The sequence below is a fragment of the Bordetella muralis genome (assembly GCF_965139205.1).
Taxonomy (GTDB): domain Bacteria; phylum Pseudomonadota; class Gammaproteobacteria; order Burkholderiales; family Burkholderiaceae_B; genus Bordetella_A; species Bordetella_A muralis.
The window spans coordinates 130,273-155,731 of the sequence record NZ_CBCSIU010000007.1 but is presented as its reverse complement, the minus strand read 5'-3'; the positions used below and the strand labels follow the sequence as shown (position 1 = coordinate 155,731).

Below are 25,459 nucleotides of genomic sequence, written 5' to 3'. Positions count from 1 at the left end.
TCAATTCGCACCGTCACCGGACACCAGCCCGGCATACACATCAAAATAATCGGGGAAGGTCTTGCTCACGCAGCCAGGATCCAGAATGCGCACCGCGGCCGGCCCAAAAGCGGCCAACGAAAAACACATCGCCATACGGTGATCGTCCCAGGTGCCGATATGCGCATCCCGCCATCCATTCTCGGTGGGAGGCGTTACCTGGAGCCAGTCCGGCCCCGAGCTGACCACAGCGCCCAACTTGGTCAATTCCGTATGCATGGCATGAATACGGTCGGTTTCCTTGACCCGCCAACTGCCAATATTACGCAGCCGGCACGGCCCATCGGCAAACAATGCCAGGGCGGCCGCCGTCATGGCGGCATCCGGGATCAAATTGAAATCGGTATCAAAGGCTTTCAGCCGCTCGCCTCGATCCACACGAATGCCACGCGACTCGATCCAATCGGGCCCATACTCAATGTGCGCGCCCATTTCTGCCAGAGTCTGCGCAAAGGCGACATCCCCCTGGATGCTGTTGGCGCCCACCCCTGTCACCCGCAGCGGGCCGCCGCCGATCGCTCCCAGGGCCAGGAAATACGATGCAGACGAGGCATCGCCCTCAACGGCAATCGCCCCCGGGCTGCGATAGGCCGCACCGGCGTCGATCGCGAATTGTTGCCAGCCGTCGCGACGCACCTGCACGCCATAACGCGCCATCAGGTTCAACGTGATTTCAATATAAGGCTTGGAAATCAGCTCGCCGATCACCTCGATGACCACCGGTTGATCACTCTCCTGAGCCAGCACCGGCGCGGCCAGGAGCAACGCCGTCAGAAACTGGCTGGACACAGCGCCCTGTACGCTGGCAGGGGCCCCGGCACGGATCGCGCCAGCGCCGATTTCCAAGGGGGGATATCCCTCCTGGCCTGCATAATTGATCTCGGCTCCCCATTGCCGCAACGCATCGACCAGATCACCAATGGGCCGCTCGTGCATACGCGGCACTCCCGACAAGCGATACTGCCCGCCCATCAAGGCCAACGCCGCGGTCAGCGGGCGAAACGCAGTGCCCGCATTGCCCAGGAACAAATCCGCCTGCTTCACCGGAAAACGGCCCGCGCCGGCAACGGTCACGCTGCCCGACCCGGTATCCGTGACCTCAACCCCCAGCTGTCGCAATGCATTCAACATCACGCGCGTATCGTCCGAGTCCAGCAAACCCGAGATATCCGTGCGCCCGGCGGCCAATGCCGCCAGCAGCAGCACACGATTGGAAATACTTTTAGAGCCTGGCAAGGCCAGTTGGCCGCGCGCCTGCCGCGCGCGGGGCAAATCAAGAAATGACGGTCCGGCCATGAACTACTCCTTGCGCCAATTGCGGCGCGCCTGAGCGGCCTGCAACAGCATTTCCTCGAGAGCCGCACCGTCGCCGTCTGCCATGGCGCGCTCCATCTGATCCAACACCTCGCGGACGGCCTTCAACTCGGTATGCAACGCGTCACGATTAGAGAGAAAAATGTCGCGCCACATCTCAGGCGAACCCGCGGCAATACGCGTGAAATCACGAAAACCCGACCCTGCCAGGGACAACCGCAGCGCGGCGTCATCAGCGTTGGCAACCTGCGCCATATATGCAGCCGCCAACAAATGCGGCATATGGCTGACCGACCCCAGCACCCGATCATGCGATTCGGCGTCCATCTCGATCACGCGTGCGCCGCACGCGCGCCACAAGTCACGCACGTGTGCGACCGCCGCCGGCGCATTTTCTGGCACGGGCGTCAAAATCACGGTGCGATCCCGGTATAACCCCGCATCCGCTGCCGAGGGGCCGCTGCGCTCTGCGCCGGCAATCGGATGGCCAGGAACAAACTGACCGATACGATCGCCCAACGCCGCGCGCGCTGCCTGCACGACTTCGACTTTGGTGCTGCCGGCATCTGTCAACACGGTATCCGAGCGCAAATGCAGACGCAACTGCGCCAGCATCTTGGCCAGGCCGCCTACCGGCGTCGACAACAAAATGACATCGGCCTGCGCTGCCGCCTGTTCCGGTGTCGCCACCGCATCAATCAGTCCCAACGCCTGCGCCTGCGCCAGCGATTGCGCATTGCGCCCTACCCCCAGCACCTGGCCCACCCGTCCGGCACGGCGCAGTGCGAGCGCGGTCGAACCACCGATCAACCCGACACCGACGACGGCCAGCACAGGAATCAGGGGGCCATCGGCCCCCTGTGCAACGGACGCAGAAGTTTCGCGTGTCATGCCGCCAAAATTTCCGTCAATGCAGTGATGAAACGCTGGTTTTCCTCAGGCAGGCCGACCGTAACGCGTAGCCATTCGGGCAAACCGTCGCCCGCGACCGGGCGCACAATCACACCGCGCTTGAGCAACTCGAGATTGACACGCGCGGCATCGCCCACGTGGACCAACACAAAATTGCCATAGCTGGGCACATAACGCAGCGACAGACCATCAAAGGCCTCACTCAACTGCTGCTTGCCTGCCTTGTTCAAGGCATAAGAACGCTCTAGATAGTCTTTGTCGGCCAGCGCTGCAATCGCAGCCGCCTGGGCCAGCGTATTGACGTTAAACGGCTGACGGACGCGGTTCAGCAAATCGGTCAAGACCGGTTGTGCAACGGCAAAGCCCACGCGCAAGCCCGCCAAACCGTAGGCTTTGGAGAACGTGCGGGACACAATCAAATTGGGATATTGGCGAACTAACGCCACGCTGTCGAAACGGAGTTCGGGATCCAGGTATTCGTTGTAAGCCTCGTCCAGCACCACTGTCACACGATCGCCATGAGCCGCATGCACGCGCTCCAGGAAGGCCGCAATCTCCGCGCCGGGCACAAAGGTCCCCGTGGGATTGTTGGGGTTGGCGATGAACACCAGACGAGTGTCATCCTCGATCGCTGCAAACATGGCGCCCAGATCATGACCGTAATCACGCGCCGGGACCTGAATATGCCGCGCGCCACGGGCCTGCGTGGCCAAGCGGTACACCGTAAAGGCATGCTGAGCGTAGACCGACGACGTCCCGGATTCCAGCAGTGCCAACGCGGCAATCTCCAGAATGTCGTTCGAGCCGTTGCCAAGCGTGATCCAGCTCGCGGGAACGCCATAGCGCTTGGCCAACGCCGCCTTCAGGTCAAAGCCATTGGGATCCGGATAGCGTGCCAGGGAGTTGGCCGCGGCAACCAGTGCCTCACGTGCCGATGCCGGCATACCCAGCGGGTTTTCATTCGACGCCAACTTGATGATGGTCGCCGGATCCAGACCGAACTCGCGGGCGAGTTCTTCGATGGGTTTGCCCGCCTGGTAGGGTGCGATAGCGCTGACGTGAGCAGGAGCGGTCAACGACTTGTTTGCGGTAGTCATGAGTATGCGCGAGAGCTAAGAAAGTGACTGCGGAGCCGCAACGGCACTGCGGCAAAATCAATGATGGGTAATGACAGGAAAATCGCCACAGGCCGGGCGAACACACCCAGCCCTGTCAATCACTGCGCCGGATACGACCCCAAGACTTTGAGGAACGCCACCTGCGACTGCAAATCTGCCAATGCGCGCGCCACTTGCGGATCATCACGATGGCCCAGCACATCAACGTAAAAATAATATTCCCACTGGCCCGTGCGGGCGGGACGCGATTCGAAACGCGTCATCGACACGCCATTGGCCGCCATCGGCGCCAGCATGTCATAGACCGCCCCGGCGCGATTTGGCACAGCCAGAATCAGGCTGGTTTTATCCTTTCCACTGGGCAGCGGCTGCATATCACCCACGGCCAGAAAGCGAGTACGGTTATTCGGATCATCCTGAATACCGGCCTCCACGATTTGCAGATTCCACGCAGGGGCTGCCGTTTCGCCGGCAATCGCCGCAATCGCGGGATTGCTGCCGGCCACACGCGCCGCCTCGGAATTACTCGACTCGGCGACACGCTCCAGGCCCGGATAATTGCGGCTCAGCCATCCCTGGCACTGGGCCAGGGCTTGTGGATGCGCGGCGACGGCGGTGATGCCTTCCATGGTGCCCGACTGCGTCATCAAGCAATGACGGATATCCAGGGAACGCTCGCCCAGGATCTTCAGCGAGGTGCTCAGCAGCAAATCCAGGCTGCGATTGACCGCGCCTTCTGTGGAGTTTTCCACTGGCACCATGCCCACATCCGCCTGGCCCGCCTCGACCACACGGAAGACTTCGTCGAAAGACGGACACGGCAGGGGCTGCACCGAACGGCCAAAATGCTCGAACGCAGCCTGCTCGGAAAACGAGCCACGCGGCCCCAGATAAGCCACCGTCATGCCGCGTTCCAGACCACGGCAGGCCGAAATGATTTCCGTCCACACCGATGCCACGGCATCACGGGGAAAGGGGCCGCGGTTGAGCTGCTGCAAACGGCGAATGACCTCGGCCTCGCGCTCCGGGCGCAGCACGGGGCCGTCAGCCGACGCCGCATGCTTGACCTCGCCTACGTCCAGCGCCGCACGAGCGCGCTGCGACAGCAGTTCGAGGATCTGGGCATCGATCGAATCAATACGCTCGCGCAATGGCTTGAGCTGGGCCTGCAGTGAATCATCCATAACGGCGCTCGAACTCTTTCAAGTAATCCACCAACGCTTGTACGCCCTCAAGCGGCATCGCGTTGTAAATAGAGGCGCGCATGCCGCCCACGCTCTTGTGACCCTTGAGTTGCATCAGCCCGGCGGCGTCCGCACCTTGCAAGAAGGCATCATTCAACGATTCGTCACGCAACACGAACGGCACATTCATGCGCGAACGCACCGGCGTATGAACCGGGTTGCGGTAAAACGACGTGCCGTCCAGATAGCCATACAGCAGTTCTGCCTTGGCGCGGTTGGCCGCCTCGATGGCGGCTACGCCGCCCTGGGCCTTGATCCACTTGAATACGAGGCCAGCGACATAAATCGCAAAAGCAGGCGGTGTGTTGTAACGGGAATGCTCTGCCGCCACATTGGCGTAATCAAACGCCGACGGACAAATCGGCAGGGACTTGCCAATCAAGTCGCGGCGCGCCAACACCATGGTGACACCGGCGGGGCCGGCGTTTTTCTGTGCGCCGGCAAACATCAGGCCGGTACGCGTCACGTCCAGCGGACGCGACAGAAAGTGCGACGAGGCATCAACGACCAAGGGCACGTCCGGCGCCCCCAGCGCAGCCATGTCCGGCCAATCCAGGAACTCAACGCCATGAATGGTTTCGTTGCTGCACAGATGCAGATAAGCAGCCTCAGGGCGAACGTTCCATGTTTGCACAGGAGGCACCCAGGTCCAGGACGCCTGCTCGCGTCCGTCGATCTGCGTCGCGACGCCGCTGGTCGCAGCAATCTGCACATCGCCGTAACGCCCGGCCTCTTTATGGGAACGGGTAGACCAATGGCCGGTCAGCACAAAGTCCGCGGCAGCATAGCCACGGCGGCCGATCAAGTTCATGGGTACGATCGCGTTCTCGCCCAGACCGCCGCCCTGCATGAACATCACGGCGTAGTCCGCCGGCACGCCCAGCAGTTCGCGCAAATCGGATTCCGCGGTGTCGCAGATCTGCACGAAATGCTTGCCGCGGTGGCTCATTTCCATCACGGACATGCCGCTGCCGTTCCAATCCAGCATTTCGGCAGCGACCTGCTGCAATACCACTTCAGGCAGAGCCGACGGGCCCGCCGAAAAGTTCCAGGGACGAGCCATCATTGCTCCGTAGGTTCAGTCGGTTCGGACGAAACATCGTTGTCGCCATCAGCGTCCGGCGCCTCGGAGTCTTCGCCATCGACGTCGTCCGCATCGCTTTCGACCACGCGACGCACGCCCGACAGGCTGCTGCCGTCATCGACACTGATCAACGTGACGCCCTGCGTCGCACGGCCCATCTCGCGGATCTCGCCGACGCGAGTACGCACCAGCACTCCGCCCGTCGTAATCAACATGATTTCGTCAGACGGCATGACCAGCACGGCACCGACGACCTTGCCATTACGCGACGAGGTCTGGATGGCGATCATGCCCTTGGTGCCGCGGCCATGGCGGGTGTACTCGGTAATCGAGGTGCGTTTGCCGTAGCCATTTTCGGTGGCGGTCAGCACGCTTTGCGACTCGTCACCGGCGACCAGCAGCGCAATCACCGTCTGGCTGTCTTCGAGCGTCATGCCTCGCACACCACGTGCATTACGGCCCATCGGTCGCACATCGTTTTCGTCGAAACGCACAGCCTTGCCGGCATCCGAGAACAACATGACATCATGCTTGCCGTCCGTCAGATCAGCGCCGATCAGGTAATCGCCTTCGTCCAGGCCCACGGCAATGATGCCCGCCTTGCGCGGATTGGAGAAATCCGACAATGGCGTTTTCTTGACCGTACCGCGCGAGGTGGCCATGAAGACGAACCGGTCTTCGCTGAATTCCTTCACGGGCAGTACAACGGTGATCTTTTCGCCGTCGACCAAGGGGAACATATTGACGATAGGCTTGCCGCGCGAGTTGCGCGTGCCTTGCGGGACCTCCCAGACCTTGAGCCAGTACACCCGGCCGCGATCAGAGAAGCACAACAGATAATCGTGCGTATTGGCAATGAAGAGCTGGTCGATCCAGTCATTCTCCTTCATCGCCGTCGCCTGCTTGCCGCGCCCGCCGCGTTTTTGCGAACGGTACTCGGACAGAGGCTGGCTCTTGATATAGCCGGCATGCGACAACGTCACCACCATGTCAGTGGGCGTAATCAGGTCCTCGGTATCGAGCTCGGTCGCATTCATTTCGATATCCGAGCGGCGCGTGTCCTTGGCGCCGGTCGAGAACTCGGCCTTGATGGCTTGGAGTTCCTCACTGATGATGGTGGTAATACGCTCGGGCTTGGCCAGGATATCCAACAAATCGGCGATCGTCGCCATGACGTCCTTGTATTCGCCGACGATCTTGTCCTGCTCCAGGCCGGTCAAGCGTTGCAGACGCATGTTCAGGATTTCCTGAGCCTGCGTGTCGCTCAAGCGATACAGACCATCGCCTTGCAAACCGAAGCTTTCGTGCAAATCATCGGGACGGAATGCCGCCCGGCCACCCGCCGCATCGAGATCCGCGCGCGACAGCATCTCGCGCACCAGAGACGAATCCCACGAACGCGACATCAGTTCCTGACGCGCGACCGGCGGGGTCGGGGCGGCCTTGATGATGGCAATGAAGTCATCGATATTGGCCAGCGCGACCGCCAGACCCTCGAGCACGTGGCCGCGTTCGCGGGCCTTGCGCAGTTGGAACACGGTACGGCGTGTCACCACTTCGCGACGATGCTGCAGGAAATAGCTGATCAACTGTTTCAGATTGAGCAGTCGGGGCTGGCCATCGACCAGCGCCACCAGGTTCATCCCGAAGGTGTCCTGCAACTGCGTGTTCTTGTACAGATTGTTGAGAATGACCTCGGGCACCTCGCCGCGCTTGAGCTCGATGACCAGACGCATACCGTCTTTGTCAGACTCATCACGGATATCGGAAATACCCTCGATCTTTTTCTCGTTGACGAGCTCGGCGATACGCTCTTGCAACGTCTTTTTGTTGACCTGGTAGGGAATGGCGTCGACCACAATGGCCTGGCGATTGCCCTTTTCCATGTCCTCGAAGTGCGTCTTCGCGCGCATGACCACGCGGCCACGGCCCGTGCGATAGCCCTCGCGGACCCCTGCCATGCCGTAGATGATGCCGCCGGTCGGGAAGTCGGGCGCGGGAATGATTTCGATCAACTCGTCGATCGAGCATCCTGGATTGCGCAGGCAATACAAGCAGCCGTCGACCACCTCTTGCAGGTTGTGCGGCGGAATATTGGTGGCCATCCCCACCGCGATCCCCGAGCTGCCGTTGACCAGCAGGTTGGGCAGGCGCGAAGGCAACAACAGCGGTTCTTGTTCGCTGCCGTCGTAGTTGGGGCCGAAATCCACCGTTTCCTGGTCGATGTCGGCCAGCAACTCGTGGGCGATCTTGGCCAGACGGACTTCGGTGTAACGCATGGCCGCGGCACTGTCGCCGTCGATCGAGCCGAAGTTACCTTGTCCGTCGACCAACATATAGCGCATGGAAAAATCCTGCGCCATACGCACGATGGTGTCGTACACCGACTGGTCACCGTGCGGGTGATATTTACCAATAACGTCACCAACGATACGCGCGGACTTTTTGTAGGCGCGGTTCCAATCGTTGTTGAGTTCATGCATCGCGTAGAGCACGCGTCGGTGCACGGGCTTGAGGCCGTCGCGCACATCTGGGAGCGCACGTCCCACGATCACGCTCATGGCGTAATCAAGGTAACTGCGGCGCATCTCTTCTTCCAGCGAAACCGGAAGCGTCTCCTTGGCGAAGGAATCCATATATATAGCGACTGAATCGAGTAAGAGAAACCCGGGCTGGGTAAACAGGAAATTCTATCATCCGATTCCCTCGAGCTCCCTTGAGCCTAATTCGGAGCCTCCGACACACGCCCATCGACGGCCTTACGGGCCACCTTGTTGCCAAAAACCAACATCCCTACCTCCCCATAAGAAATAAAAGCTCATATCGAGTGCCAATGCCGTCTTCCAGGGGAGCCAAAGATCATCAAATGCCTTAAGATTGTTTCCAGCACGCAGGAGACTCAGTAGCGATTCTTTGAACCTTTTCCGAGCATTGCTATACTGACCCCGTTTCCTGATATGCGGCGGGGATTCGCTGCGAGTCACTTATCCAGCTTCAAGCTCAACGAGGAGAAACATGAACAAACCCTCCAAATTCGCTCTGGCGCTCGCCTTCGCCGCCGTTACGGCTGCCGGTGCTGCTTCCGCGCAAACCGTGGACAACTGGCGCAATCCGTTCGGCGACGTGTGGATGAACGGCACGAATGAACTGTGCTGGCGCGATGCATTCTGGACGCCGGCCACCGGCATCCCGGGCTGCGATGGTGTACCGGTCGCTCAAGCGCCCGCTAAGCCCGTGCCTGCGGCCACCAAGGTCGTGTTCAACGCTGACACGTTCTTCGACTTCGACAAGTCCACCCTGAAGCCGGAAGGCCGTCAGTTGCTGGATCAAGTTGCCCAGCAAGCACAAGGCATCAATCTCGAGACCATCATCGCTGTCGGCCACACCGACTCGATCGGTACCGAGAAGTACAACCAAGGTCTGTCCGAGCGCCGTGCTGCTTCGGTCAAGGCTTACTTGGTTAGCCGTGGCATCGACCCGAACCGCATCTACACCGAAGGCAAGGGCGAACTGCAGCCCGTCGCTTCGAACAAGACGCGTGAAGGCCGTGCCCAGAACCGTCGCGTAGAAGTTGAAATTGTCGGCAGCCGCAATCAGTAATTGATGCGCTAGCCGTTACAATGAGGGGCCTCGCTTGCGAGGCCCTTTTTTCATTCCGGCGTGTCACGGCACGCCGCACTGCCTGCTGCTCATGACTGAATCCGCCTCCTCGACTCGTCCCGGCGTCAACGCTGACCAAACCGAATTAGACAAATTCGCCGCCTTGGCCGCGCGCTGGTGGGATCCGGAAAGCGAGTTCAAGCCCCTGCATGCCATCAATCCGCTGCGATTGGATTGGATCCAGGAATGCGCAGGCAGCCTGGCCGGAAAAACAGTATTGGACGTGGGATGTGGCGGCGGCATTCTGTCCGAGAGCATGGCCGCCACAGGCGCCACCGTCACCGGCATCGATCTCGCCGAACGCTCGCTCAAGATCGCGCGCCTGCATGGCCTGGAATCCGGCATCAAAGTCGACTATCGCGCCGTCCCAGTCGAGGATCTGGCTGCCGAACAAGCTGGTCACTACGATGTAGTCACGTGCATGGAAATGCTGGAACACGTGCCCGACCCCGGCTCCGTTGTTCGCGCCTGCGCCGCCCTGGTCAAACCCGGCGGCTGGGTGTTTTTTTCGACGCTGAACCGCAACGCGAAATCCTTCCTGTTTGCCATCCTCGGGGCGGAATACGTCCTGAACCTGCTGCCGCGCGGCACCCATAGCCACGACCAGTTCATCAAACCCAGCGAACTGGCGGCATCGGCCCGCCAAGCCGGCCTGGAGCCGACCAGCATGCGCGGCATGGAATACAACCCCATTACCAAGGTATACCGCCTGTCGGGCGACACCTCTGTGAATTATCTGATGGCCACCCGCAAATGAGCGCACTGATTCTGTTTGATTTCGATGGCACGCTGGCCGATACGGCCCCCGATCTGGCCGCTGCCGCCAATCGTCAACGCACTCGCCGCGGCCTGGACGCCCTGCCCTACGAAACCCTGCGTCCCGTCGCCTCGCAAGGCGCTCGCGGATTGTTGCGTGTCGCGTTGAGCATGCTGCCCGACCATCCTGAATACGAATCCACGCGGCTGCAGTTTCTGGAAGATTACGCATCCAACTCTACGGTACACAGCCGGCTGTTCCCAGGCATCGCCGAATTGCTCCATGGCATTCGTGAACGCGGGCACGCCTGGGGCATTGTCACCAACAAAGTCACCCACCTGACGCTGCCCATCGTAGAGTTTCTCGGTCTGACCCGGGACAGCGCTGTCCTGGTATGCGGCGACACCACGGCGCATTCCAAGCCTCACCCCTTGCCGCTGCAGCACGCCGCGCGGGAGGCCGGGTACGCGGTTGACCGCTGCGTGTATGTGGGTGATGATTTACGTGACGTCCAGGCGGCCCATGCGGCGGGCATGCCCGCCATCGCCGCAGCCTACGGCTACCTGGGGCAGGACGAAAACGTCATCAGTTGGTCGGCCGAGGCCACCGCCAACACCCCTGCCGATCTCTGGGAAGCCATTGAGCCCCTGCTGCCCCGCGACGCGCGCTGACATCAGCCGCTACCCTGACATAGTCACCGTAGCGGCAACGTCGATGTCTGCATGATTGTTCGTCCCAAACAAACAGTCATGCCAAGCCTTTCGTCTTTATCCCTTCATTAAGTCCTATTAAAGTACGGGTTATCCCTGCATTAGCGATGACTCCGTCGCCTATGTTTACCGTAGGCGGCGGTAGGTCTATTCCCTGAACGCTCTCAGACAGGCATCCGGCTGCGCCCCGCTGGCTTTTTCCCGGCGGGCAAACAGCGTGCGACGTAATGCCTGAATGGAGGGAAACGCGATCACGGTCCCCAAGCCTGCCGACACCTTTTCTGCCGCGTCTCACCAACGCGACATATCAAATCATGCTGCTACCTATTTTGTTGCTTTCCACTGCGGGGTTCACCATTCTGACGACAGAGTTTCTGATCGTCGGATTGCTCCCTCCACTCGCGCGCGATCTGAATGTCACGGTGTCCCTGGCCGGGCTGCTCGTCACGCTGTTCGCCTTTACGATTGCCGCCGCCGGTCCGTTTCTGACCGCGCTGTTGAGCAACATGAATCGCAAGCGGCTTTTTATCGGGACATTGGTGCTGTTTGGCCTATCCAATACGGTCGCCGCGGTGGCCCCCAACATCGGCATCATGGCTTTGGCGCGTTTCGTGCCGGCCCTGGCTTTGCCGGTGTTCTGGTCGCTGGCCAGCGCGACAGCTATCGAATTGGCCGGCCCCGCTCGTGCGGGCCGAGCCATTTCCATGGTGGGATTCGGCATCGTCGCTGCCACCGTGTTTGGCATTCCCATTGGCGTACTGATTTCCGACGGCTTTGGCTGGCGCACCGCTTTTGGCGTGCTAGCCGTCGTAGCGTTCGCCAAGGCATTGATGTTGTGGGCTTTCTTTCCTCGCCCGCCGCAGCAGACGCAGCAAGTCAAACTGCGCACGCAATTAAGCATTCTGCGCGATCCGCACGTCATCGGGCACGTCCTGCTGTCACTGATGATCTTCACCGGCATGTTTACGGCCTACACCTATCTGGCCGACATGCTGGAGCGTCTGGCCGGCTTCAACGGTCAATGGGTAGGCTGGACCATGATGGCATTTGGCGGCATCGGGCTCATCGGCAATCTGGTCGGCGGCAGATTGGCCGACCGCAGCGCCCTCGGTGCCACGCTGCTGTTTGCTGGCTTGATGACCGTTGGCCTGATCGTGCTGGGTCCCGTGATGCGTTCGCCCGGATTGCTCGCACTCGCGTTAGGCCTTTGGGGCGTCGCCCAGGCAGCGCTCTTTACGGTATGCCATGTGCGCGTCATGAAGTCCGCACCCAATGCGCCGGCATTTGCCGCTTCCTTGAACATTTCCGGAGCCAATACCGGCATCGGCATTGGCGCGATCGTGGGCGGTTACGTCATCGACCACTATGGATTAGTTTGGCTGGGTGCAACGGCCGCAGCGATTGTGCTGGCCGCCATGGGATTAGGAGCAGCCCTGGCCATCTCGAGCAAGCAACGCGCACGAAGGGCAATTCCGCCCTCCTGTGCGAACGCGTGAGCACAGACGCCTTGTGATAGCGGCTCTCTCATGAGCCGCCATCACAAGGGCAAGCTCCGGCAGGATTCGTTCGGCCGTTCGATCAAAGAACAGCCCACCCGATTCGCCAAGCGCTTGTAGGTAATAATGCGTCGTCGACAACACCTAACAAGCCGAATATGTCTGGAGACAACTCCCCCCGGTTCAAACGCTACGCGCTGACAATCACACTGATTTATCTGCTGATACGCGGTCTGCCGGAGCTGCTGTTCTTTGTCTTTTACCTGCTGCCCGAGGCGACCGTGCAGTCGCTGGTGCAAACGCATAGCGTCTGGCTGCGCCACCTCTATCCGGTCGTGCCGCTGCAGATACTGAACCTTCCGCTCGGGTTTCAGTATGCCCTCACGTTAGTGCCGGTCTTGATGATCGAATGCCTGCTGGTGTTTCTGTTCAGCGCCTGGCTCATCCACCGGCGTCCGTGGACAACACAGCGCCAAGGCAACGATGTTCGGTGGATCGTTTTGGTCCTGGCCACGCTGATATGGTCCTATGTTGTCCGGTTGCAAATACTCGGACACTTCCAACACCTTTGGGTCGACGAACTGCAAACCCTGCAGGCCAAGGGAGGCGACTGGTTCGAGCTGATGCCTCCCCTCCTGTTGCAGGCGAACAGGTCTATCACCACCCTCATCTACGCCACCATGCCCCTATGGGCCTGGGTGCCCGTCTGGCTGCATTTCCTGTTCGCGAAAAAGCCCGTCGACACAACACACACCACTCTCGCAGAGGACAATCATCTCGCCGACCGGGCGGCACCACTGCAAAGAAGCATCGCCTTTGTGTCCTTTTTATTGGGATGTCTGGGGCTGCATGTTGTGCTGGCTTTGCTCACCTACATCGGACTCTGGCCATGGGCCGCTCAACTGTCGGACATACAGTTGCCGCTGGATGTGCTCAATGGACTGAGCCTGCCGCTATCGCTGAGCCAGATCGTATTTGCCAGCCTGATATGCCTGTTGGCAGCGACGATTTATGTACGCCGCCTGACAATCGCCCGGCCGAGCACTTTCGGACTCGTCATCAAGCCGCTGCTGTCCGGTGTTGCCGCGTATCTGTTGACCAGTTTCCTGATATTGGCGCTGGTATGGGGCTGGATGTGGCTCAACCCGGGATTCATCGAGTCATTGCCGCGCGAGCTCACCCGCAATCCCGAGAACGGCCTGGCGCTCGCCATCGTCCTCAACCTGGCGGCGATGGTATTGCTGTGCCTGGCCAGCGGCAGATTTCGTCAATCGCCACGGCGCTGGACAGGCGTGTTGGCCGTCCTGATGCTTTGCGCCTGCATTCCACTGTACATAGGCTGGACCCTGGCAAGTACCAACATGGGCACTGCAGGAGGCAGGCCAGGCATGGCCGTAACCGGCAAACTCGGCGACGCGCGGTGGCGCTCCATGGAGCAATGGTGCACAGGCGTTGTCGAAACCCGGCACGGGACGTGGCTGGTTGGACGAAACGAAGCGTCCACGGGCTCCCCGTCTTACATCCCCAAGGGTATCCCGGATCTGAGCGCACTCATCCTGGGTGAAGACAAAGCAGCCTCTCAACGTCCTTTCAGCCTGTTTGATTCTCGCGCCGTGTTGACCACCCTGTCGTTACTGCAGGATGACGGCACATTCAAAATGGTCGCCACCGTCCCTGACGTCACTTGCCTGGTGGTATCACCGAAGTCCGAGACCCTGTTCCTGTTCACCGGTATGGACCGGCCCGGGTCGTCGTCTCCTGCGTTGCCCGAAAAAGAACAAACCGCCATCTTCCGCTCTACAGACCATGGCGCCACCTGGACCTGGCTGGAATCGGGCTTCATGACCGAGGTCGATGGGCTGGCCTGGAATATCAAGCCTACCTTTTCCTCGGATCAGGACGTCTGGGCCTGGGGCAAAGAACCGCCGAGCGAAGACGAGCCCGCCGGGATCTGGGGCCGCCCAGAGCCTGCGCCTACCCGTCGCGACGCCAACGGCAAGGAAACCAGGCCAACGGCCTTGTTCTACTCATCGGATCAAGGGCAAACCTCGACCGTCATCTACAGCCCCGAGCCCTTGATTGCGCCGGTCTCCTATCTGCAGGAAATGACCGGGCAACCCACTGCCGATTTTTCGATGCGGCGGGACATGGATCAAGAGCGTTTTGTCGTTCAGGTCAGCGACACCCAGGCTTATGCATGGGCGTCAGAGTTCATGTGGTATTCCGTCGGCGAAACCCAGCATCGAACCATGCTGATGACGCGGGCGACGCTTTCGCGCCCCGATCCCTCAGGCGAATGGCAGATCACCAATGTCACGCGCCACCCGCACTTGCGCGTAGACCATCTGTCGACTTCGCGCGATGGCCGCACCTATGCCGTCCTGCACGACAAAGACGGAGAATGGCTGGCCAAGCTCGATACCCAAACCGGCGAATGGATCGAACGTCAGAAAACGCCGTCGGTACTGCCGGATTGGATGGCTGAAAATCGCACGTCGGCGCGCTATTTCTGGAATAACGGGGACTATCAGGTGGTGAGCGAATGGGGTGACACAGTCGTGCCCCGGTTACTCATCCCGTTCTCGAGAGACCGCGCAGAGATCGACACAGATGCGCATTTCTACACTCGGGATGGCGGCCGAACCTGGCATCAGTTGGCGATTCCGGGCTATCTGGGTGTGATGGGCCTCTCGCCGACGGGCAGCAAGCTGTATTGGAGCAAAGGAGATTGGTATGAGGATGATGAACCGATGCAATGGCAATATGACTTGGCGCAATAGACTGCCCGTGCACTAGACGCAGCGATCAAGTGGGCGTCCGGGCATCCGTCACCCGGCCCCAGCCAGTGCTGCACGCCTTTTTTTATGATGCTTGGTATTTATTTCGGCTGCATTCAGCGCAACGCCGAAATATGCCAGCGTGGTGTTCGTGGCGACCTCGTCGCCATGTAATCCTGTCGGGCATGTCAGCATCATCGTCCGGAGAGCGCCGGACATCATCTCTTGTTATTTTAAATTACTTCTTTTTATCCTCAAAAATAACAATTAAACTCACGGCCTGATCAAAAACTGGCCCCTTTTCCCCTGCAGATTCGACCATCGTCGTCATTGGTGTGGCACGGGAACAGGATTGCTGACGTCGCTGCATCAACGCCTCCTACCCTCTCTGGCAGTCGGGTGACTTATCGCCGCCCGAGGCGCCCTATTGGGAAATCCTCATTTGGCGTAGCCGCGGCCCAGGCTCCTCTGCATTGCTACTCGGTCACACACGGCTACTCTGATGAAAAAAACGACGAAGTCTGCAGTATCGATCACAGTCACTCTTGATTGCCTTTCTCCCGCATCAGCATCTTCGTCTGGACGCCTCCCTGCCCTGTTCTCTCCTCTGCGACTCAATCGCGCGTTGGGTTGGCACGGTAGTGCCCTGTTGCTCGCATCATGCGCAACGGTGGCCTGCACGCCATCGGACGCATTTGCGCAAAACTGCACGGTCGCCAATAGCATTTCTCAGTGTACGGCCCAAGGCACGGTTTCGACGCCTGTCACGCTGACCACGACTGACGGTATTGATTTGACCAGTTCCGCCACGATTTCCGTCGAAGGCACTGAGGCTGTCAGCGGGATAAAAATGATCAGCCAGGGAACGGCGGGCAACGACTCGGATCTCAATGGCGGCGCCGGGCTGGTTGTCACCGTTGTGAACAACGGTGCGATTTCGTTGACGCCGACCTCAACCACTACCAGGATCATCGGTGCACAGGCCAGTAGTATCGGCGGGGACGGAAGCACGCCAAGTGACAATGACAACGGAGGCAACGGAGGCTCTGCCGCCTCTGCCAGTCTGACCGGTAACAGTAGCGCGGACATCACGATTTCCGCGTCATCGTCAGACACGCTCAATGGTGGCGTCATCGGGATGTACGCCAGCGCTCAAGGTGGAGCGGGCGCGGATGCGAATTCGGGAATACTAGACAACTACGGCGGCGACGGCGGTGTCGCCAATGCCGCGACCGTCGTCAGCAACGGAAATGTGACATTAGGATCGAGCGGCGCTGCACTGAACGGTGCAGGAAACGCATGGGGAGTCGCCGCTGCCAGTATCGGCGGCGCAGGCGGGGGCTTCGCCAAAGGCCCCAACTCTGACAACGATCCGACCGGTAATGGCGGCAGTACAGGCACGAACACGTCAGGTTCCTATGCCGCATCCGCAACGGTGACCGGCAATGTGGCGGTGTATTGGAACACCGCCCCCGGCCAACAAACGCAGAGCGTGGCTGGGGTAGTAGCGACCAGTCTGGGCGGCGCGGGCGGCACAGTCATCTGGACCGACGACCATGGCGGCAACGGCGGCATCGCAGACGTTGCCCAGGCAATCGTAGGACAGAGCGCCTCGACCACCCGAATCACCGTCGTCGCAAATCAAGCGCCGACCAAAGACAGTGCCGGTGTGCTGGTGATTTCCGAAGGCGGCGACGGCGGCGACTACGGAACAGATGACGCGACCGCTGGCAACGGAGGATCATCCGCAGGCGCTTCCGCTACGCTCTCCAACACCGCCGTAACCACTGGCGGGGACAGTGTTTTAGGGGTCCTGGTGCGATCGCGCAGCGGTGACGGCGGTGGCTTTGGAGAATCGGGGGAAGAACCCCCATCGGACACCATCGGCGGCGATGGCGGCCAAGCCGGCCAGGCTAGCGCGGCATTGACAAACAACTCCGTGATTACCACCTCTGGCACATACGCCTACGGCATCTTGTCTCAAAGCATGGGCGGGCTGGGCGGCATCGGCAGCAAATCCGGCGGGGCCGGCGCCAATGGCGGTGAAGCCGTCGCCACGATCGATGCGACCTCGTCTGTCTCTACCTCAGGAGACTACGCTGCCGCGATCGTTACACAGTCCATCGCGGGTGGTGGCGGAGCCGGTGGTTATTGGAGCCAATGGATCAGCGACAGCTCGGGCAATGGTGGCACCGGCGGGACGGCCGGGACCTCCAGCGTGACGACGAACGGCAAACTCCAGACCTCAGGACAATATGCCTATGGTGTATTGGTACAGTCCATAGGCGGCAGCGGCGGCGCAGGGGCGACCGGCACGGGCGTCATCGCGCTGGGGGGTAATGGCGGCGCAGGCGGCGCGGGGGGAACGGCTGATACCACAATCGGCGGCACCGTCGCCACCCAAGGATACGGCGCCATTGGCGCCTTGGTGCAGTCCATCGGCGGTGGCGGCGGTACGGCCGGCGGAGCCTCTGGTGTGATCTCGGTGGGCGGCACCGCCGCCGGCGCTAGCGACACGTCGGCTGGAAGCGTCGATGCCTCACTCTCCGGTACCATCACGACCGCTGGCGAGGCCGCGATCGGCTTATTGGCACAATCCGTCGGAGGCGGTGGCGGCAACGGCGGGTCTGCCGAAGGCGTGTCCGCAATCGGCGGTTCTGGCGGCGCGGGAGGCAACGGCGGTCAAGTGACAGTAGGTTTGAGCGATGGAGCCACGATAATCACTTCCGGCCTTTATGCTCATGGCGCTGTCGCCCAATCTATCGGCGGCGGCGGCGGCAATGGGGGCAGCGTATTCAGCCTGACGGCCGGCACTTCGGTCCCTGCCCTGGGCGGCAGTGGCAGCGGCGGCGGTAACGGTGACTCCGTTACGTTCACGGGCGATAACTTCACGGCCACCACCACCGGTGACGGCGCCATGGGCATATTGCTGCAATCCATCGGCGGCGGCGGCGGCACAGGCGGTTCATCCTCACAGACAGCCGTGCTTTCCGAAAGCAGCTTGGCAGTCGGTGGTGCAGGCGGCAGTGCGGGCAACGGTGGCGCGATAAGCTTGACGTCATCGAATGCCGCTGTGGCCACACAAGGCCAAGCCGCAGCCGCCATCACCGCGCAATCCATTGGTGGCGGTGGAGGCAACGGCGGTGCTGCGCATGACGCCGTGGCCGGCGTCGGTTTCACCTCGGCCATGGCGCTGGGCGGCAATAGCGGCAAAGCCGGCGACGGCGGCACGGTAGCAGTTTCGCTCACCGATACGACCGTCAGCACGGCATCAAGTACATCCAATACGGCGCTCGCGGATTCATTCGGCATCCTGGCACAGTCTATCGGTGGCGGCGGTGGCAGCGGCGGCAGCGCGCAAGCCAACAGCCTGACTTTCGCTGTGCCTGACCCCGAGACGCCTTTTGCCATTTCAACCAGCCTCTCGATAGGCGGCCAAGGTGGTGCCGGAGGCTCCGGGGAGTCGGTCACTATAGGGCTCGGCGATGGCGCCAATCTGACCACGGGCGGCATCGGCTCTCATGGCGTATTGGCCCAATCCATTGGAGGTGGCGGTGGCACGGGCGGCGCATCGCACGCGATGAGCACCACCGTTTCCACGACGGCTGCCAGCCTCGCCGTCAACGTCGATGTCGCCTTGGGCGGCGCCGGCGGAGAAGGCGGTAGCGGTGGCGGCATCAACATCACTCAAGACGCGGGCTCATCCGTTCACACATTCAATGACTTCTCCAACGCCATGATGGGTCAATCCATTGGCGGGGGCGGGGGCAATGCGGGGATAGGAAGCAGCAACAGCGGTGGTAAAGCCGCAGGCCAGACCATCACCGCGACCATCGGCGTCGGCGGCACCGGCGGAAGCGGCGGAAATGGCGGCACGGTCAACGCTCAGCTCAATCAAGGGGCGGTATTACAGACACAAGGCTCGGGTTCGCGCGGCCTGCTGCTGCAAACTATCGGAGGCGGCGGCGGAGCATCGCAGGGCGGCACGGTCAGCCTGTCTGCCAACATCAGCGGTGGCGGCGATGACGACGCCGATGACAGCTTTCAGGCCGCAGTGTCTGTAGGCGTCGGAGGAACGGGTGCGGCGGCGGGCACTGGCGGCACCATGACGCTGAGCGCGGACGGAACGATCACGACCGCGGGCGGCGACGCCGACGGCATCCTGGTGCAATCTATCGGCGGTGGCGGCGGCCTGGGCGGATCGGCGGGTGCCGATGCCTCGGGCGGACCCACTAGCTACAGTTCGGATCCGGACAACGCCGATCTGCAAGACGACGACAGCACCGGCAGCTATGCCATGTCGCTGGCCGTCGGTGGCCAAGGCGGCGGCGGCGGTGACGGCGGCACGGTTAACGTCAACTATGCAGGCACCACCGCCACCACGGGCGACCACGCAGACGGCCTCGTCCTGCAATCCATCGGCGGCGGCGGTGGTGTCGGAGGCACCTCCACCGCGTCGGGTGTCAGCGGCGCTGCACAGGTCACCATGGGAGTCGGCGGGTCCGGAGGCAGCGCGGGCAACGGTGGCGCGATCAACATCAACACCCAAGGCGACGGCACCTGGTCCAAAGGCGCTATTGTCACCAAGGGCGATGTCGCTTTCGGCCTGTTGGCGCAAACCATCGGCGGTGGCGGAGGACAAGGCACGGACGGGTCGGCCCACACCACGCACTCGAATAGTGAGATACCGAGCGTAGCGCTGGGTATCACGGGCGACACAGGTAACAGCGGCACAGGTGGCGACATCACGTCGAATGGCGAGATACTCAGTGCGCTCTCGGTCGCTACAGGGGGATTCAATTCCCATGGCATCGTGCTGCAGTCCATCGGCGGCGGAGGCGGTACAGCGAGTGTCGCCTCTGGCGACATCAGCGCGAATGGCAACTACACCGGGTTAGACATCCTGCTAGGGGGCGGAGGCATACACGAGGAGAATTCTGCAGCGCCCACAAACGGCGGCAACATCGGCATCTATTCCTGGCTGAACGTGCAAACTACCGGTGAGCACGCCTTTGGACTGGTCGCGCAGACCATTGGCGGCGGCGGCGGCATCGTCGCATCAGGCAGTGCCGACAATGTCGAAGCAATCATCCTCGCCCAGCAACCGTCATCGTATTTTCAGACGGCCATCAGCGGTGACATCAACATTACGATAGGCGGAAACGTCGGCAACGTGACGCCCGGCGGGCAAAGTCAAATTCTGACGACCGGGACAGGCTCTCACGGCATTGTGCTGCAAGCGATCGGCGGTGGCGGCGGCATTGCCGGCTACACCGCAAACGGCGCGATCTCCCCAGGATGGAACGGCATTTCGCGCGTATCGGCGCCTGTCGCGAACGCCTCGGCAGGCGACATCATTCTCGAATATACGGGCATTTTGCAAACGACTGGAGACGGTGCCTACGGCATCATCGCGCAGTCCATCGCGGATGGCGGCGGCTTGGCAGGCGACAGCCGCGGCAGCTATGCGGGTTCGGCCTATGACCACACCAGCTCTGGATACACGGGCAGCTACGCAGGCAACGTCACGATCCTGCAATCAGGCTCCCTGACTGCGACGGGCAGCAACGCCTACGCCATTTTTGCGCAAAGCGATGGTGCCGTAGACAATGGCAAGACCGTCGATGTAGAGATCTACGGCACGGTGAACGCAGGCTCTGGCGGCGGTGTCTGGATTGACGGTACTGCCCAGACAAACAAAGTCACCATCAACTCCGGCGGCAGCCTGTCGTCGACCGGCACCACCATCAAACAAACCGGAACGGGCTCAACGATTGTCACCAACTACGGGAACGTTGCCGGCTCGATGAGTCTGAGCGACCAAGGCGTTGCGCTCGGGACGATAGAAAACTTCGGCACGGTACTGAAGGCCGCCAACATCAACGGGCATGTGATCAACCACGGTGACTACCTGGTGGGTCTGAAGCAAGGCACAGCGGCATCGCATATCAGCGGCGATTTCACACAGGACTCTGGCGGCGTGCTGCATATCGGGGCAGATTTTGTCTCTCAGAAGGCAGATCTTTTGCAGGTCGATGGCACGGCACAGCTCGACGGCATGATCAACGTCAACAGCAGCCGCCTGATGCCGGGCCGACCGGTCGTGTTCCTGAAAGCAAACGACATTCCTACCAACACGACGCTGCAGGGAACCTCGCCGCTGTTCGATTTTGATACGCAGTACGCAGGCGGGCACGGCACGGTGACAGCGGGCGAGGCTCATTTCGACACCTTGTCACAGACCTACGGTGCCGGACGCAATTTACGCGAAATCGGCTCTCACCTGCAGGACATCTGGGAACGCGGCGGCACCGAAGATCTCGCCAGTCTCTATGCAAAGCTCGATCAAACCGCCGCGCAAGGACCCGCGAGCTTTAACAACGCGCTATCCAGCCTGTCGCCTGGCATTGCCGCTGCGCCTGCTGCGTTGAAACAAGCGGACATGGCGCGGTTCGCAAGCTCCCTGCTCAGTTGCCCACACTACCAAAACGCCGATCGGCAACTCAGTGAATCCTCATGCGTCTGGGGACAAATCGCTGCCCGCAAGACAAGCGTCGACGGTAGTCATGGCACCTCGTCGTTTGACGCGAGCGGCGTCACGTATCAGGTTGGCATGCAGCATCAGATCGCGCCGCAGTGGTATGCCGGCCTGTCGGCTGCCTATGAAAATGGCCACATCACCGCTGATGACCACCGCCAACGCATGAGTGGCGATACGGGCTTTCTGGGTGCCTCGTTAAAGTATGAGTCCGGCCCATGGACAGTGGCAGGCACATTGAGCGGCAGCTACGGCAGTTATGACAGCTCGCGGCGTATTCAGCTGCCCGGCACGAATACCACGGCCAAGAGTTCGCCCGAGGTATTTGCGCTCGGACAACGCCTGCGTGTGGCATATACCCACAAACTGGATAACGCCTACATCAGGCCCATGGTGGATCTGGATGTGATTTATACCAGCATGCCGTCATATTCAGAAAATGGAGCGGGGGCCCTGAATCTGGATTACAAACACAGCGATGACTGGGCAGTCGTGCTGACACCCGGCATTGAAGTGGGCGGCCGCGTCGCCTTGGGCGACGGCTATGTCGCCCGGCCGTATCTCGGCATGGGGTTGAGTCTGAGCAGCACGGATCACTGGAATAGTCACGCCAAGCTAGCGGCAGCCCCGTCCGGCAGCCGGCTCGCCACCGCCACCCTTGATACCGGCAGCACGTTCGGGCGGCTGACCGCGGGCGTGCAACTGTTCGGCGGTGACAAACTCGACGTCCGGCTGCAGTATGACGGCTTGTTCTCCGGCCAGGTTCACAGCCATGGTGGAACGCTGAAAGCGAGCTGGCGATATTGAGTGTCGTTTCGCTCGATGCCAATCGGCTATAGTCCGTAGCTGAACGGCACGTCGCCGAGGCCCTCGATCTTGCCGCGATCTGACTAACTCAAAAAAATCCTTTTTTCGAGCCGTTCTTAAAAGCCTGCCTCACCACGACAAAACATGAACAAATTCGATCTCGAAAAGAACAAAGCCCTGAAACTTGCCGGCCAGTTGAAACAGTCGGGCACGCCCGGCCGTTACGGCTCCGATCAAATGATCGATCGGCGCGAACAACGCAAACTGGACCAGGCAGCAGGTTTGGTGCCTTTTCCGCTGAAACTCACCCAAGCGCAAGCCGATCGCCTGCGCACACTGGCCCAGGAACGAGGCGTATCCACGAACGACATCGTGGCCGAACTCCTGCAAAGAGCGCTCGACGCCTGAATTGTCTATGCATATCTGGGTCGACGCCGACGCCTGCCCTGCCGTCATCAAGGACATCCTGTTCCGCGCCGCTCAGCGCTGGCAAATCCCTCTCACGCTAGTGGCAAACCAGATGTTGCGCACACCGCCGTCGCCCCTGATACGCGCGGTGCAAGTGCCGCGCGGATTTGACGTGGCAGATGCGCATATCGTCATGCATGCCAACGCTGGCGACCTGGTTATCACCGGAGACATCCCTCTGGCCGCCGAGGTGCTCGAAAAAGGCGCCATGGCGCTGAATCCGCGCGGCGAACGCTATTCGCCCGAGACGATTCGAGAGCGTCTGGCCGTGCGTGACATGATGGAGGAATTGCGGGCCAGCGGCATCGAGACGGGTGGCCCGGCGTCGTTCAGCCAGGCTGATCGCAAATCCTTTGCGAATCAGTTGGACACGCTGTTGGCGCGTCATGCGCGGTTGACGGCAAAGCCGTCAAATTAGCGGCCGGCGCCACATCGCAAGCCATCCGCTCGCCTCTCACCCGAACTGATTGCGCCGTTGGAACTGTGCAATCGCATTCAGCAGGTGCGGTGCGAACTTTGCCTCGTAGTCCGTTGCGGTCCATTCGCGCGACTCCCCGGCCAGATGCAATGCGCCAATCGGTGCACCGTTCGCGTCGATCACCGCAGCAGCCAGCGCGATCTCGCCGATGACGAACTCATCGACGACCATGGCGTAGCCTTTCTCTCGTACGGGCTTTAATGCAGCTTTGATGGCCTTCGGCGCTGTCAAAGTATGCTGGGTATAAGCCGTCAACGCGACATCGGTCAGCATCGACGTGAGTTGCGCATCGTCCAGCCGCGACAGCACCGCACGCCCACCGGCCGTGCAGAATAAAGGCACGCGACGGCCGATCAACGATGCGTGGTAATGCTCGGTCTTGGTCTGGTGGCGCATCACGTGCACCAATTCGCGGCCGTCATACAAAGACAGACTGATCTTTTCACCCGTGGCCTGCGATAGGCTCAACATGATGGGATTCCACGCCTCTACCAGCTCATGTGTGCGCAGAAAATGAAAGCTCAAATCGAGCACGCGCTTTCCTAGCCGATACCGGCGCGTCTGCGGATTCTGCTCCAGATAACCTTCGGCATTCAGCGTATAGGCGTAGCGCTGCGCCGCGCTCTTGTCCAGCCCGGTTCGCTCCATGATTTCCGTCAAACTCAGGTCGCCGCTGGCGCTCTTGAAACAGTTCAGCACGGAAAATGCCTTGCCGACAGAGCCTACGTATAAAGGATTGCTTGTCATCGTTTTCCAGAATAGACCGGTATCGCTGAGTAGCGCATAATAATATCAAGTATTACATAGCAATACCACACTCAACGCAACGCTCCGGGGCAGACAGGTTGCCTGCCCCCTTCCCAACGGACTGGAAAAATGAACAAAAGCGCCGGGATTCCCGCAGCACAATGGCTGGCTGGCCAGCATGACAACATGCTGGCCTTGCTCGCAGACTTGGTCAATATCGACTCCAACAGCTACGACAAGGCCGGCGTGGCACGTGTATTCCGCCGCTTGGAATCATTCTTCTCCGAGCATGATTTATCCATAACCTCGCATTTTGTCGGTGACGTAGAGGCCGCGATTTCTGTCACGGTGAACGCAGGCAGCACAGTGGGACAACCCGTTTTACTGATGGGGCATTGCGATACCGTATTCCCCGCCGGCGAAGCCGCTCGACGGCCGTTTCGTATCCAGGATGGCCGCGCCTACGGCCCCGGTGTCGCCGACATGAAACCTGGTGTCGTGATGAACGCTTTCATCCTGGCCGCTGCGGCGCAAAGCCCGGAGGTGCTGCCCGAGATCACCGCCCTATTCACGTGCGACGAAGAAATCGGCTCTCCGCTGAGTAAAGACATCATCGTGCCCTTTGCCCAGAAAGCCCGTTTTGCATTCAATGCCGAGCCTGGCCGTCCTTCGGGCAACGTTGTCACCGGCCGCAAAGGTGGTGTGTTTTTCGAAATGGATATCGAGGGCCGCGCTGCGCATTCAGGTGCCAATTTTTCCGAGGGCATCAGTGCCATCTCTGAGCTCGCCCACAAGATTGTGGCGCTGGACGAACTCACCGACATCGATCAGGGCGTCACCGTCAATGTGGGTCTCGTGTCCGGCGGGCTCTCGGTCAATACCTCGGCGCCATCAGCCAAGGCCTCCATTGATCTGCGCATTTTCAATCTGGAACAGCGCGAATCGCTCGTCGGCAGCATACGCTGCATCTGCAACAAATCCTTTATCACCGGCACCTTATCCAAGCTGGATATCAAAGGCGAATTCCGCCCGTTCGTACCGACTGCGCAATCCAAGCAATTATTCGAGTTGTACCAATCAGAATTGAACGCCATCGGGCACCAGGCCGAAGGGGAGTTCAGCGGCGGCTGTGCCGACTCTGGCGTGACCTCCAGCCTGGGGGTCATCACCTTATGCGGCACCGGCCCCGTGGGCGGAAAGTTCCACACGCTCGACGAGTATTGCGAGATCGACACGATCGTTCCTCGTGGACTCGCTGTGCTGAATACGCTGACCAGGCTTTCTGAGCAGCAATGGTAACGAGCAACGTT

17 protein-coding genes are annotated in these 25,459 nt (G+C 60.7%); 9 read left to right on the top strand and 8 right to left on the bottom strand.

What is annotated here, in order from left to right; all coding sequences use genetic code 11:
* The 6 genes from aroA to gyrA form a co-directional block, all read right to left on the bottom strand.
* Window positions 1-1,335: a 3-phosphoshikimate 1-carboxyvinyltransferase gene (aroA, locus tag ACNA0I_RS12745; protein ID WP_415806374.1), complete on the bottom strand. Its 1,335-nt coding sequence runs from the start codon at window positions 1,333-1,335 to the stop codon at window positions 1-3.
* Between the two features lie 3 nt (window positions 1,336-1,338).
* Window positions 1,339-2,244, bottom strand: a complete 906-nt coding sequence (locus ACNA0I_RS12740; protein ID WP_415806373.1) for a prephenate dehydrogenase — start codon at window positions 2,242-2,244, stop codon at window positions 1,339-1,341.
* On the bottom strand, window positions 2,241-3,362 hold the full coding sequence (gene hisC, locus ACNA0I_RS12735; protein WP_415806372.1) for a histidinol-phosphate transaminase: 1,122 nt from the start codon (window positions 3,360-3,362) through the stop codon (window positions 2,241-2,243). The genes ACNA0I_RS12740 and hisC overlap by 4 nt, the downstream gene beginning before the upstream one ends.
* 119 nt (window positions 3,363-3,481) lie before the next feature.
* Window positions 3,482-4,567 (bottom strand): prephenate dehydratase, encoded by a 1,086-nt coding sequence (gene pheA, locus ACNA0I_RS12730; protein ID WP_415806371.1) that lies wholly within the window; start codon window positions 4,565-4,567, stop codon window positions 3,482-3,484.
* Window positions 4,560-5,693 (bottom strand): 3-phosphoserine/phosphohydroxythreonine transaminase, encoded by a 1,134-nt coding sequence (gene serC, locus ACNA0I_RS12725; RefSeq protein ID WP_415806370.1) that lies wholly within the window; start codon window positions 5,691-5,693, stop codon window positions 4,560-4,562. The genes pheA and serC overlap by 8 nt, the downstream gene beginning before the upstream one ends.
* Window positions 5,690-8,347, bottom strand: a complete 2,658-nt coding sequence (gene gyrA / locus ACNA0I_RS12720) for a DNA gyrase subunit A (protein ID WP_415806369.1) — start codon at window positions 8,345-8,347, stop codon at window positions 5,690-5,692. Before gyrA ends, serC begins: the two co-directional genes overlap by 4 nt.
* A 379-nt stretch (window positions 8,348-8,726) precedes the next feature.
* On the opposite strand from gyrA, the gene ompA reads away from it, so the two are divergent.
* From ompA to ACNA0I_RS12695, 5 genes are all read left to right on the top strand, one after another.
* Window positions 8,727-9,311 (top strand): outer membrane protein OmpA, encoded by a 585-nt coding sequence (ompA, locus tag ACNA0I_RS12715; protein ID WP_094820395.1) that lies wholly within the window; start codon window positions 8,727-8,729, stop codon window positions 9,309-9,311.
* Window positions 9,312-9,402: 91 nt separating this feature from the next.
* Entirely contained in the window at window positions 9,403-10,128 is a 726-nt protein-coding gene (gene ubiG, locus ACNA0I_RS12710) for a bifunctional 2-polyprenyl-6-hydroxyphenol methylase/3-demethylubiquinol 3-O-methyltransferase UbiG (RefSeq protein WP_415806368.1), read from the top strand.
* Window positions 10,125-10,799 (top strand): HAD-IA family hydrolase, encoded by a 675-nt coding sequence (locus ACNA0I_RS12705; RefSeq protein WP_415806367.1) that lies wholly within the window; start codon window positions 10,125-10,127, stop codon window positions 10,797-10,799. The genes ubiG and ACNA0I_RS12705 overlap by 4 nt, the downstream gene beginning before the upstream one ends.
* A gap of 353 nt (window positions 10,800-11,152) precedes the next feature.
* The gene (locus tag ACNA0I_RS12700; protein WP_415806366.1) at window positions 11,153-12,334 is read left to right on the top strand and encodes an MFS transporter; all 1,182 of its coding nucleotides are present in this window, start codon (window positions 11,153-11,155) and stop codon (window positions 12,332-12,334) included.
* 158 nt (window positions 12,335-12,492) lie between these two features.
* The gene (locus tag ACNA0I_RS12695) at window positions 12,493-15,114 is read left to right on the top strand and encodes a hypothetical protein (protein ID WP_415806365.1); all 2,622 of its coding nucleotides are present in this window, start codon (window positions 12,493-12,495) and stop codon (window positions 15,112-15,114) included.
* 235 nt (window positions 15,115-15,349) lie between these two features.
* On the opposite strand, the gene ACNA0I_RS12690 is transcribed toward ACNA0I_RS12695, so the two are convergent.
* Window positions 15,350-15,481: a hypothetical protein gene (locus tag ACNA0I_RS12690; protein ID WP_415806364.1), complete on the bottom strand. Its 132-nt coding sequence runs from the start codon at window positions 15,479-15,481 to the stop codon at window positions 15,350-15,352.
* A 279-nt stretch (window positions 15,482-15,760) separates the two neighbouring features.
* Here ACNA0I_RS12690 and ACNA0I_RS12685 point away from each other — a divergent pair, with 279 nt between their 5' ends.
* The 3 genes from ACNA0I_RS12685 to ACNA0I_RS12675 all read left to right on the top strand — a co-directional run bounded on the left by ACNA0I_RS12685 (window position 15,761) and on the right by ACNA0I_RS12675 (window position 23,342).
* Window positions 15,761-22,456, top strand: a complete 6,696-nt coding sequence (locus ACNA0I_RS12685; RefSeq protein ID WP_415806363.1) for a hypothetical protein — start codon at window positions 15,761-15,763, stop codon at window positions 22,454-22,456.
* Window positions 22,457-22,600: 144 nt separating this feature from the next.
* On the top strand, window positions 22,601-22,864 hold the full coding sequence (locus ACNA0I_RS12680; RefSeq protein ID WP_415806362.1) for a hypothetical protein: 264 nt from the start codon (window positions 22,601-22,603) through the stop codon (window positions 22,862-22,864).
* Between the two features lie 7 nt (window positions 22,865-22,871).
* Complete coding sequence (locus tag ACNA0I_RS12675; RefSeq protein ID WP_415806361.1) at window positions 22,872-23,342, top strand: YaiI/YqxD family protein; 471 nt, start codon at window positions 22,872-22,874, stop codon at window positions 23,340-23,342.
* A gap of 36 nt (window positions 23,343-23,378) precedes the next feature.
* Here the strand turns inward: ACNA0I_RS12675 and ACNA0I_RS12670 are convergent, their stop codons facing one another.
* The gene (locus ACNA0I_RS12670) at window positions 23,379-24,149 is read right to left on the bottom strand and encodes an IclR family transcriptional regulator (protein ID WP_415806360.1); all 771 of its coding nucleotides are present in this window, start codon (window positions 24,147-24,149) and stop codon (window positions 23,379-23,381) included.
* Between the two features lie 129 nt (window positions 24,150-24,278).
* Here ACNA0I_RS12670 and ACNA0I_RS12665 point away from each other — a divergent pair, with 129 nt between their 5' ends.
* Window positions 24,279-25,448 carry a M20 family metallopeptidase gene (locus ACNA0I_RS12665; protein ID WP_415806359.1) on the top strand — a complete coding sequence of 390 codons (1,170 nt, stop codon included), beginning with the start codon at window positions 24,279-24,281 and terminating at the stop codon, window positions 25,446-25,448.
* Window positions 25,449-25,459: the final 11 nt, after the last annotated feature.

Excerpts from the sequence above, each read along its gene's own strand:
- ACNA0I_RS12665 (WP_415806359.1), top strand. The coding sequence starts at position 24,279 with ATGAACAAAAGCGCCGGGATTCCCGCAGCACAATGGCTGGCTGGCCAG.
- ACNA0I_RS12740 (WP_415806373.1), bottom strand. The coding sequence starts at position 2,244 with ATGACACGCGAAACTTCTGCGTCCGTTGCACAGGGGGCCGATGGCCCC.
- hisC (WP_415806372.1), bottom strand. The coding sequence starts at position 3,362 with ATGACTACCGCAAACAAGTCGTTGACCGCTCCTGCTCACGTCAGCGCT.
- aroA (WP_415806374.1), bottom strand. The coding sequence starts at position 1,335 with ATGGCCGGACCGTCATTTCTTGATTTGCCCCGCGCGCGGCAGGCGCGC.
- ubiG (WP_415806368.1), top strand. The coding sequence starts at position 9,403 with ATGACTGAATCCGCCTCCTCGACTCGTCCCGGCGTCAACGCTGACCAA.
- ACNA0I_RS12680 (WP_415806362.1), top strand. The coding sequence starts at position 22,601 with ATGAACAAATTCGATCTCGAAAAGAACAAAGCCCTGAAACTTGCCGGC.
- gyrA (WP_415806369.1), bottom strand. The coding sequence starts at position 8,347 with ATGGATTCCTTCGCCAAGGAGACGCTTCCGGTTTCGCTGGAAGAAGAG.
- ACNA0I_RS12705 (WP_415806367.1), top strand. The coding sequence starts at position 10,125 with ATGAGCGCACTGATTCTGTTTGATTTCGATGGCACGCTGGCCGATACG.
- ACNA0I_RS12695 (WP_415806365.1), top strand. The coding sequence starts at position 12,493 with ATGTCTGGAGACAACTCCCCCCGGTTCAAACGCTACGCGCTGACAATC.
- ACNA0I_RS12700 (WP_415806366.1), top strand. The coding sequence starts at position 11,153 with ATGCTGCTACCTATTTTGTTGCTTTCCACTGCGGGGTTCACCATTCTG.
- serC (WP_415806370.1), bottom strand. The coding sequence starts at position 5,693 with ATGATGGCTCGTCCCTGGAACTTTTCGGCGGGCCCGTCGGCTCTGCCT.
- ACNA0I_RS12675 (WP_415806361.1), top strand. The coding sequence starts at position 22,872 with ATGCATATCTGGGTCGACGCCGACGCCTGCCCTGCCGTCATCAAGGAC.
- ACNA0I_RS12690 (WP_415806364.1), bottom strand. The coding sequence starts at position 15,481 with ATGCAGCGACGTCAGCAATCCTGTTCCCGTGCCACACCAATGACGACG.
- ACNA0I_RS12670 (WP_415806360.1), bottom strand. The coding sequence starts at position 24,149 with ATGACAAGCAATCCTTTATACGTAGGCTCTGTCGGCAAGGCATTTTCC.
- pheA (WP_415806371.1), bottom strand. The coding sequence starts at position 4,567 with ATGGATGATTCACTGCAGGCCCAGCTCAAGCCATTGCGCGAGCGTATT.
- ompA (WP_094820395.1), top strand. The coding sequence starts at position 8,727 with ATGAACAAACCCTCCAAATTCGCTCTGGCGCTCGCCTTCGCCGCCGTT.